This window comes from Ramlibacter sp. 2FC, from assembly GCF_005503345.1.
Taxonomy (GTDB): domain Bacteria; phylum Pseudomonadota; class Gammaproteobacteria; order Burkholderiales; family Burkholderiaceae_C; genus SCMQ01.
This window is the reverse complement of sequence record NZ_SCMM01000056.1, coordinates 19,586-28,485: the sequence shown is the minus strand read 5'-3', so window position 1 is coordinate 28,485 and position 8,900 is coordinate 19,586. Positions and strand designations below refer to the sequence as shown.

Sequence of the window (8,900 nt, the reverse complement as noted above, 5' to 3'; positions counted from 1 at the left end):
GACACTGTGATTATGAGAAGGGAGCAAGCGCGTCGGACGGCCTGTGTACGAGGCAGTCTGCGCGCTCGCCAACTCCCAACTTCTCATAACTGGGGCCTTCTCATAATGGCCGTCATCTCCAGTTCGCGGACGACCGGTCTTTTCGAGTACGGGCAGCAGCAATGGGTCGGCACCGACCCTTCGGCCCTACGCTCAGCGACCCACCCCCAGCCTCTCCAGCGCCTCGTCGCGCCAGTAAGCGACTGCCGCGTACCAGCCCTCCCACACGCAGCCGTTGCAGCCGCGCCCGCAGCAGGTCGTGGGCTCGGGTGGCGGCGGGCGCAGGCTCAGGCCTTGCGTCTGGGCGAGCGCCAGGCCTTCGGCGAACAGGGCGCGGGCGCTGGCGAGATCGGTGACAGGGCGGGACAACATGCCCGCACTGTAGCGGCTCGCCGGCTCAGGCGTTCAGCGCCGCCAGCACCCGCTCGGCCGTGGCCGGCGCGTCCATGGCGACGGCCTGGTCGGGGCGGGTCGATGCGACCGCCTCGCGGATCGCCTCCCAGCAGCTGATGGCCAGCATGAAGGGCGGCTCGCCCACCGCCTTGCTGCCGAACACGTTGTCCTCGCGGTTGGGCTCGTGCCAGAAGTCGACCTTGAAGTGGCGCGGAATGTCGCCCGTGGTCGGGATCTTGTAGGTGCTGGGCGCGTGCGTGCTCAGGTGGCCCTTGGCGTTCCAGACCAGCTGCTCGGTGGTCAGCCAGCCCATGCCCTGGACGAAGCCGCCCTCGACCTGGCCGAGGTCTATGGCCGGGTTGATCGAGCGGCCCACGTCGTGCAGGATGTCGACCTTGAGCACGCGGCTCTCGCCGGTCAGGGTGTCGATCGCCACCTCGGTGCAGGCCGCGCCGTAGGCGAAGTAGTAGAAGGGGCGGCCGCTGAGCGTGTGCTTGTCGTAGTGGATCTTGGGCGTCTTGTAGAAGCCGTCGCTCCACAGCTGCACCCGCGCGTGGTAGGCCTCGTCCACCACCTGCTCGAAGCTCTGCGTGCCCTGCGGCGTGACCACCTGGCCGCCGGCGAACACCACGCTGTCGGGCGGGCAGCCCTGGCGATCGGCGACGAAGCGCGCCAGCCGCTCGCGCACCTGGCGTGCCGCGAACTGCGCCGCGCGGCCGTTGAGGTCGGTGCCGCTCGATGCGGCGGTGGCGCTGGCGTTGGGCACCTTGCTGGTGTCGCTGGCCGTGGCCAGCACGCGGTCCAGCGGCACGCCGAGCTCGTCGGCCACGATCTGCGCCACCTTGGTGTTCAGGCCCTGGCCCATCTCGGTGCCGCCGTGGTTCACCTGCACGCTGCCGTCGGTGTAGACATGGACCAGGGCGCCGGCCTGGTTGAAGAAGGTGGCGGTGAACGAGATGCCGAACTTCACCGGCGTGAGCGCGATGCCGCGCTTGATGACCGGGCTGGCGCGGTTCCAGTCGGCGATGGCGGCGCGGCGCGCGCGGTAGTCCGAGCTGTGCTCCAGTTGCGAGAGCAATGGGTCCAGGATGTTGTCCTCGACCTTCATCTGGTAGTGCGTGGTGTTGCGGTCCTCGATGCCGTAGAGGTTGCGCTTGCGCACGTCGAGCGGGTCCAGGCCGAGCTGGCGCGCCACGTCGCCGAGGATGGTCTCGATCGCGATCACGCCCTGCGGGCCGCCGAAGCCGCGGAAGGCCGTGTGGCTCTGGGTGTGGGTCTTGCAGCGGTAGGAGACGATGTCCACGTCCTCGAGGAAGTAGGCGTTGTCGCTGTGGAACACGGCACGGTCGGCCACCGGGCCCGAGAGGTCGGCCGAGAAGCCGCAGTTGGCGGCCAGCATGAGGCTGAGGCCGCACAGCAGGCCGTCGTCGTCGAAGCCCGCTTCGTACTCGTAGGCGAAGGGGTGGCGCTTGCCGGTGACCATGAAGTCGTCGTCGCGGTCCATGCGCAGCTTGACCGGGCGCTTGAGCTTGTGCGCGGCCAGGGCCGACCAGACGGCCATGTGGCCGCTCTGCGTCTCCTTGCCGCCGAAGCCGCCGCCCATGCGCCGGCATTCGACGCGCACGGCGTGGTTCTCGAGCCCCAGGGCATGGGCCACCCAGTGCTGGATCTCGCCCGGGTGCTGGGTGCTGGAGTAGACCCACCACTGGTTCTGTTCCAGCGGCAGGGCGTAGGCCACCTGGCCCTCCAGGTAGAAATGCTCCTGGCCGCCGACCTCGAAGCGGCCCTTGAGCCGGTGCGGGGCGCGGGCCAGGGCGCCTGCGGCGTCGCCGCGCTTCACGTGCACCGGCGGCAGCACGAAGCTCTCGGCCGCAATGGCCTGCTGCACGCTGAGGATGGCGGGCAGCTCCGCGATGTCCAGGCCCACCTTGCGCGCGGCGCGGCGCGCCTGCATCACGGTCTCGGCCACCACCACGCCGACCACCTGGCCCACATGTTCCACTTTGTCGATGGCGAAGATGGGCTCGTCGTGCGAGAAGGTGGCGAGTATGGGGTCGCCCGGGATGTCGCGCGCCAGGATCACGTCGCGCACGCCGGGCATGGCGAGCGCGGCGCGCGTGTCCACGCCCTTGAGGCGGCCGTGCGCCACGGGCGAGAGGATGGGGGCGGCGTACAGCGTGCCCTTGATCTCGGGGATGTCGTCGACGTAGTGGGCCGCACCGGCCACCTGGGCGCGCGCGCTTTCGTGCGGGTGCGAGAGCCCGGCCGCCGTGGCGGACTTGAAGAGCGGGTCGGGCGCGTTCATGCGGCCTCCTCGAGTTCGAAACTTTCCAGGTTGATCTGCGTCAGGCCCTGGCTCTCGAGCCAGAAGCGCTGCATGAGGTTGCCCAGCACCTCGCTGCGGTAGGCGGCCGAGGCGCGCATGTCGGAGATGGGCTGGAACTCGGCGCGCAGCGCGGCGGCGGCGCGCTGGGCAGCCTGCTGCGTCCAGCGCTGGCCGTTGAGCGAGGCTTCCGCCTGCCGCGCACGCACCGGGGTGGCGGCCACGCCGCCGGCGCCGATCGAGGCGCGCTGCACCAGGTCGCCGTCCAGGGTCAGGTTGACGACCAGGCAGACGGCCGAGATGTCGTCGTCGTAGCGTTTGGAGATCTTGTACGCCTTGAGCTGCTCAGCTTTTGTGGGCCGGGGCACCTTGATCCAGGCCAGCACCTCGTCGGCCGCGATCACATTCTGGCGGTAGCCGGTGTAGAGCTGCTCCAGCGGCAGCTCGCGGTGGCCGCGCTGGCTCATCAGCACCACGTTGGCGCCCAGGGCGATCAGCACAGGCATGGAGTCGCCGATCGGCGAGCCGTTGGCCACGTTGCCGCCCAGGGTGCCCGAGTTGCGCACCGGCAGGCCGGCGAAGCGCTCGCCGAAGGTCTTGAGCTGGGGTCGGTCGGCCACCAGGGCCGCGAAGGCGTCGCTCAGCGTGACGGCGGCGCCTATCGCGATGTGGTGGGGGTATTGCTCGACGCGCCGCAGCTCGGCCACGCGCGTGACATCGAGTATCTGGGCAAACTGCCGGTGCTGCTTGGTCACCCACAGGCCCACGTCGGTGCAGCCGGCGACGATCTGCGCCTGGGGGTGGGCGGCGCGCGCGGCCAGCAGCCCGGCGAGGCTTTTTGGCGCGAGGTAGGCGCCCTGGCCCGGCGCCGGCGCCTCGTTCATCTCGCGCAGCTGGGCGGCGACGCGCGCCTGGTCCACGCGCACCGGCGGCAGCCCGGCCATGGCCTGGGCCGCGTCGAGGATGGGGCGGTAGCCGGTGCAGCGGCACAGGTTGCCCGAGAGCTCGGCCTGGGCCAGCTCGCGGGTGACGGCCTCGCCCTTGCAGACATGGTTCTGGTACATGCCGAACAGGCTCATCACGAAGCCCGGCGTGCAGAAGCCGCATTGCGTGCCGTGGCACTGCACCATGGCCTCCTGCGCCGGGTGCAGCGCGCCGTCCTCGGCCGCCAGGTCCTCGGCGGTCCACAGCGCCATGCCGTCGACCGAATGGGCCAGGCGTATGCAGCTGTTGATGGCGCGAAAGCGCAGGCCCTCGCCCTCGGGTTCGGCCAGCACCACGGTGCAGGCGCCGCAGTCGCCTTCGCCGCAGCCCTCCTTGGTGCCGGTGCAGGCGAGGTCCTCGCGCAGCACTTCCAGCAGCGTTCTGTCGGGTGGTACATTGGCCAGCGAGATAGGCTCGCCGCGCCGCAGGAATCGGATCGTCTTGGTTTCCATGCGTTTCAGTATGGTGGATTTCAGAGGGTTTGTGCGAGGGTAGGCCAGCGCCCCGGGCGCGACATAAGCGCTGGCATATGAAAAAGATGCGGACAAAGGTATGAGAGATCAGGTGCTTTTCGACAAGATAGACCTCCACTTGATCAGGGTCTTGCATACCGTGTTGACTGAACGCAGTGTCTCTCGCGCCGCCATCCGACTGGGGATGTACCAGCCCGCCGTCTCGGCGGCGCTCAAGCGCCTGCGTGAACTCTCGGGCGACCCGCTTTTGGTGCGTTCGGGCGCCGGCATGGTGCCTACCGACGCGGGCCTGCGCATGATCGAGCCCAGCGCCAGCATCCTGCGCGCGGCCGAGGTGATGTTCACCGAGGCGCGCGGCTTCGACCCGCAAACCACCACCACCACCTTCCGCGTGGCCGCCAGCGACTACCTGGACCCGCTGTTCCTGCCCCAGTTGGTGGCGCAGGTGAAGGCCCAGGCGCCGCTGTGCCAGATCGAGATCCACCCGCTGTCGGCCGAGTTCGACTACCACGCCCACCTGGCCCAGGGCGACGTGGACGTGGTGGTGGGCAACTGGCTCAAGCCGCCCGAGGACCTGCACCTGGGCAAGCTGTTCGACGACGAGGTGGTCTGCCTGGTCTCGCGCGAGCACCCCGCGGTGCGCCGCGGCTGGACCGCGCAGAGCTGGCTGGAGGCCGAGCATGTGGCGCCCACGGCGACGCACCCGGGCGCGCGCGGCGTGATCGACGAGCACCTGGAAAGCCTGGGGCTGGCGCGCCGCATCACGGCGCGCTGCCCGCATTTCGGCCTGATCCCGGCCATGGTGGCATCGAGCTTGCTGGTGCTGACCACTGGGCGGCAGTACTGCGAGCGTTTCGTCGGCAGCCTGCCCGTCGTGGTGCTCGAATGTCCGATCGAATTTCCGCAACTGATGTACTACCAGCTCTGGCACGAGCGCACCCACACCTCGGCTTCGGCCAAGTGGCTGAGGGAGCGCGTCAAGGCCGTGGCTGCGGCACTGAAAAGGGAGTGAGCGCAACGAAGAACAGCAGGGCCTGCAGTGCCGACCATGTTCCGATGTGGCCGGCGCGGCGGGGATAGACGACACATAGAGAGAGACAACCGAGTGAGCATTCCAAGACTTCAACTCGCGCACATCACAAAACGCTACCCCTCCGTGGTGGCCAACAACGACGTGTCGCTCAGCGTCCAGCCCGGCGAGGCCCATGCCGTGCTGGGCGAGAACGGGGCCGGCAAGTCCACCCTGATGAAAATCATCTACGGCTCGGTCAAGCCCGACGAAGGCAGCGTGCTGTGGGACGGCCAGCCGGTCCACATCCGCAACCCGCAGGAGGCCAGGGCCCTGGGCATCAGCATGGTGTTCCAGCATTTCAGCCTGTTCGACACGCTGACCGTGGCCGAGAACGTCTGGCTGGGCCTGGACAAGAGCCTCACCCTGAGCCAGGTCACGCACAGCATCAGCGCCAAGGCCGCCGAGTACGGCCTGGACATCGACCCCTCGCGGCCGGTGCACACCCTGTCGGTGGGCGAGATGCAGCGCGTGGAGATCATCCGCGCCTTGCTGACCAACCCGCGCCTGCTGATCCTGGACGAGCCGACCTCGGTGCTGACGCCGCAGGCGGTGGAGAAGCTGTTCGTGGTGCTCAAGAAGCTGGTGTCCGAGGGCTGCAGCATCCTCTACATCAGCCACAAGCTGCACGAGATCCGCGAGCTCTGCTCGGCCTGCACGGTGCTGCGCGGCGGCCAGGTCACCGGTGTCTGCAACCCGCAGCAGGAGAGCAACGCCTCGCTCAGCCGCCTGATGATAGGCGCCGAGCCGCCGGCGCTGGAACACCGCGAGCGCCAGGCCGGCGAGGTGGTGCTGGCCGTCAACGGCCTGAACCTGCTGCGCGAAGACCAGTTCGGCATGGACCTGGACGGCATCAGCATGCAGGTGCGCGCGGGCGAGGTCGTAGGCATTGCCGGCGTGTCCGGCAACGGCCAGCGCGAACTGCTGTACGCGCTGTCGGGCGAGGACACCCGCGCCGCGCCGGAGTCCATCCAGGTCGGCGGCCAGCCCGTGGGCCGCCTCGGCCCCACCCACCGGCGTCGCCTCGGACTGCACTTCGTGCCCGAGGAACGCCTGGGCCGCGGCGCCGTGCCCACGCTGGGCCTGGCGCAAAACCTGCTGCTCACGCGCACCGATGCCGTGGGCAAGGGCGGCTGGATCAGCACCCAGGCGCTGCGCAGGCAGGCCCAGTCCATCATCGAGCGCTTCAACGTCAAGGCCGGCGGGCCCGACGCGGCGGCCAAGTCGCTGTCGGGCGGCAACCTGCAGAAGTTCATCGTCGGGCGCGAGATCGACGCGAAACCGAAGCTGCTCATCGTCTCCCAGCCCACCTGGGGCGTGGACGTGGGGGCGGCGGCGCAGATCCGCGGCGAGATCCTGGCCCTGCGCGACGCGGGCTGCGCGGTGCTGGTGGTCAGCGAAGAGCTCGACGAGCTGTTCGAGATCTGCGACCGGCTGCATGTGCTGGCCAAGGGGCGGATGTCGCCCTCGGTGGACCGCGCGCGCGCCACCGTGACGCAGATCGGTGAATGGATGAGTGGCCTGTGGGTGGTGCAGCCCTTGCGCGAAACCCCTGCCACGACCCTGGCCTCGCGCGGCGAGGGACAAGAGGAGCAACACCATGCTTAAGTTCGAACCCCGTCCCCAGGCCTCGCGTTTCTGGAGCCTAGGCTCCCCGCTGCTGGCCCTGGTCATCACCGTGCTGATCGGCGTGGCGCTGTTCGCCGCGCTGGGCAAGGACCCCGTGCGCGGCCTGCAGGTTTTCTTCTGGGAGCCGGTCAAGTCGCCCTACGCCCTGGGCGAACTGATGGTCAAGGCCACGCCGCTGCTCATCATCGCGCTGGGCCTGGCGGTGTGCTTCCGCTCCAACGTCTGGAACATCGGCGCCGAGGGCCAGTTCGTGATCGGCGCCATCGTGGCCGGCGGCGTGGCCCTGCTGGCCGACAAGACCACCGGCCGTTGGATCGTGCCGGCCATCCTGCTGGCCGGCGTGGCCGGCGGCATGGCCTGGGCCGCGCTCACGGCGCTGCTGCGCGACCGCTTCAACGCCAACGAGATCCTGGTCAGCCTGATGCTGGTCTACGTGGCCGACATGGTGCTGAGCTTCCTGGTCTACGGCCCCTGGAAGGACCCGGCGGGCTACAACTTCCCGCAGACCAAGACCTTCGAGGCGGTCACGCAGATCCCGCGCCTGCTGCAGGGTTCGCGCGTGAGCATAGGCCTGCTGATCGCGCTGGTCGGCGCGGCCGGGCTCTGGGCCTTCCTGTTCCGCACCCGTGCCGGCTTCGCCCAGCAGGTGGGGGGGCTGGCGCCGGCGGCGGCGCGCTACGCGGGCTTTTCCTCGCGCAAGGCCCTGTGGCTGGCGCTGCTGTGCTCGGGCGGCGCGGCCGGCCTGGCCGGCGCGCTCGAGGTGGCCGGCCCGATCGGCCAGCTCACGCCCTATGTGCCGGCGGGCTACGGCTTCGCCGCCATCATCGTGGCCTTCGTCGGCCGCCTGCATCCGGTGGGCATGGTGTTCTCGGCCGTGCTGATGAGCATGTTCTACATCGGCGGCGAGCTGGCCCAGTCGCGCCTGGGCCTGCCCAAGTCGCTGACCGGCGTGTTCCAGGGCCTGCTGCTGTTCGCCCTGCTGGCCTGCGACACCCTGGTCGCCTACCGCATCCGTTTCATGCCTTTGCTTAGCCTGAAGGGAGCCCGCTGATGGAATCCTACGCATTGCTGTTCGCCGCCACGCTCAACGCGGGCACCGTCCTGGCCATCGCGGCCCTGGGCCTCTTGATCAACGAGAAGGCCGGGGTGGTCAACCTGGGCGCCGAGGGCATGATGCTCTGCGCCGCCATCGCCGGCTTCGCCACCGTGGTCCACACCGGCAACGACTGGCTGGGCTTCGCCGCCGGCATGGGCGCGGGCGCGCTGCTGGCCGCCATGTTCGGGCTGCTGGTGATCTGGCTCAACACCAACCAGTACGCGACCGGCCTGGCGCTGAGCCTGTTCGGCGCCGGCTTCTCGGCCTTCGCCGGCATCGCCTACGTGCAGGAGAAGCTGCCCGAGCGGCCACAGTTCTCGCTGCCGCTGCTGGGCGATCTGCCCCTGCTGGGCCCGGCGTTGTTCCGCCAGCACCCCATGGTCTACCTGGCGATCGCCCTGGTGGCCTGGCTGGTGTGGTTCCTCTATCGCTCGCGCACCGGCCTGGTGCTGCGCTCGGTGGGCGAGTCGCCCGAGTCGGCCCATGCCCTGGGCTACCCGGTGCGGCGCATCCGACTGGCCGCCGTGGTGGCCGGCGGCGCGCTGTGCGGCCTGGCCGGCGCCTACCTGGCCGTGATCTACACGCCGCTGTGGGTCGAGGGCATGGTGGCGGGCAAGGGCTGGATCGCGCTGGCGCTGACCACCTTCGCCACCTGGCGCCCGGCGCGCGTGCTGCTCGGGGCCTACCTGTTCGGCGGCGTGACCATGCTGCAGTTCCACCTGCAGGGCGCAGGCGTGGAAGTGCCCAGCCAGTTCCTGAGCATGCTGCCCTACTTGGCCACCATCGTGGTGCTGGCCCTGATCTCGCGCAACCCGGCCTGGATACGCATCAACATGCCGGCTTCGCTGGGGAAACCGTTTTATCCCGGCTCATAATCGATGCCTGTTTTTTTCG

7 protein-coding genes are annotated in these 8,900 nt (G+C 69.4%); 4 read left to right on the top strand and 3 right to left on the bottom strand.

What is annotated here, in order from left to right; all coding sequences use genetic code 11:
• Positions 1 to 192: 192 nt before the first annotated feature.
• The 3 genes from FFS10_RS19290 to xdhA are packed head-to-tail and all read right to left on the bottom strand — an operon-like array spanning position 193 to position 4,191.
• Complete coding sequence (locus FFS10_RS19290; protein WP_137896210.1) at positions 193 to 411, bottom strand: oxidoreductase-like domain-containing protein; 219 nt, start codon at positions 409 to 411, stop codon at positions 193 to 195.
• A 25-nt stretch (positions 412 to 436) separates the two neighbouring features.
• Positions 437 to 2,737, bottom strand: coding sequence for a xanthine dehydrogenase molybdopterin binding subunit (gene xdhB, locus FFS10_RS19285; protein ID WP_137896208.1), 2,301 nt, complete (start codon positions 2,735 to 2,737; stop codon positions 437 to 439).
• Positions 2,734 to 4,191: a xanthine dehydrogenase small subunit gene (gene xdhA / locus FFS10_RS19280; RefSeq protein ID WP_137896206.1), complete on the bottom strand. Its 1,458-nt coding sequence runs from the start codon at positions 4,189 to 4,191 to the stop codon at positions 2,734 to 2,736. Before xdhA ends, xdhB begins: the two co-directional genes overlap by 4 nt.
• A 100-nt stretch (positions 4,192 to 4,291) precedes the next feature.
• Between xdhA and FFS10_RS19275 the strand changes: the two genes are divergently transcribed.
• The 4 genes from FFS10_RS19275 to FFS10_RS19260 all read left to right on the top strand — a co-directional run bounded on the left by FFS10_RS19275 (position 4,292) and on the right by FFS10_RS19260 (position 8,881).
• Positions 4,292 to 5,224 carry a LysR family transcriptional regulator gene (locus FFS10_RS19275; protein ID WP_137896204.1) on the top strand — a complete coding sequence of 311 codons (933 nt, stop codon included), beginning with the start codon at positions 4,292 to 4,294 and terminating at the stop codon, positions 5,222 to 5,224.
• 93 nt (positions 5,225 to 5,317) lie between these two features.
• Positions 5,318 to 6,889 carry an ABC transporter ATP-binding protein gene (locus tag FFS10_RS19270; RefSeq protein ID WP_137896202.1) on the top strand — a complete coding sequence of 524 codons (1,572 nt, stop codon included), beginning with the start codon at positions 5,318 to 5,320 and terminating at the stop codon, positions 6,887 to 6,889.
• A complete protein-coding gene (locus tag FFS10_RS19265) occupies positions 6,882 to 7,961 on the top strand; it encodes an ABC transporter permease (RefSeq protein WP_137896200.1) in 1,080 nt (359 codons plus the stop codon). The genes FFS10_RS19270 and FFS10_RS19265 overlap by 8 nt, the downstream gene beginning before the upstream one ends.
• Positions 7,961 to 8,881: an ABC transporter permease gene (locus tag FFS10_RS19260; protein WP_137896198.1), complete on the top strand. Its 921-nt coding sequence runs from the start codon at positions 7,961 to 7,963 to the stop codon at positions 8,879 to 8,881. The genes FFS10_RS19265 and FFS10_RS19260 overlap by 1 nt, the downstream gene beginning before the upstream one ends.
• Positions 8,882 to 8,900: the final 19 nt, after the last annotated feature.

Coding starts and splice junctions, on each gene's coding strand:
- FFS10_RS19265 (WP_137896200.1), top strand. CDS start 6,882: ATGCTTAAGTTCGAACCCCGTCCCCAGGCCTCGCGTTTCTGGAGCCTA.
- FFS10_RS19275 (WP_137896204.1), top strand. CDS start 4,292: ATGAGAGATCAGGTGCTTTTCGACAAGATAGACCTCCACTTGATCAGG.
- FFS10_RS19260 (WP_137896198.1), top strand. CDS start 7,961: ATGGAATCCTACGCATTGCTGTTCGCCGCCACGCTCAACGCGGGCACC.
- xdhA (WP_137896206.1), bottom strand. CDS start 4,191: ATGGAAACCAAGACGATCCGATTCCTGCGGCGCGGCGAGCCTATCTCG.
- xdhB (WP_137896208.1), bottom strand. CDS start 2,737: ATGAACGCGCCCGACCCGCTCTTCAAGTCCGCCACGGCGGCCGGGCTC.
- FFS10_RS19290 (WP_137896210.1), bottom strand. CDS start 411: ATGTTGTCCCGCCCTGTCACCGATCTCGCCAGCGCCCGCGCCCTGTTC.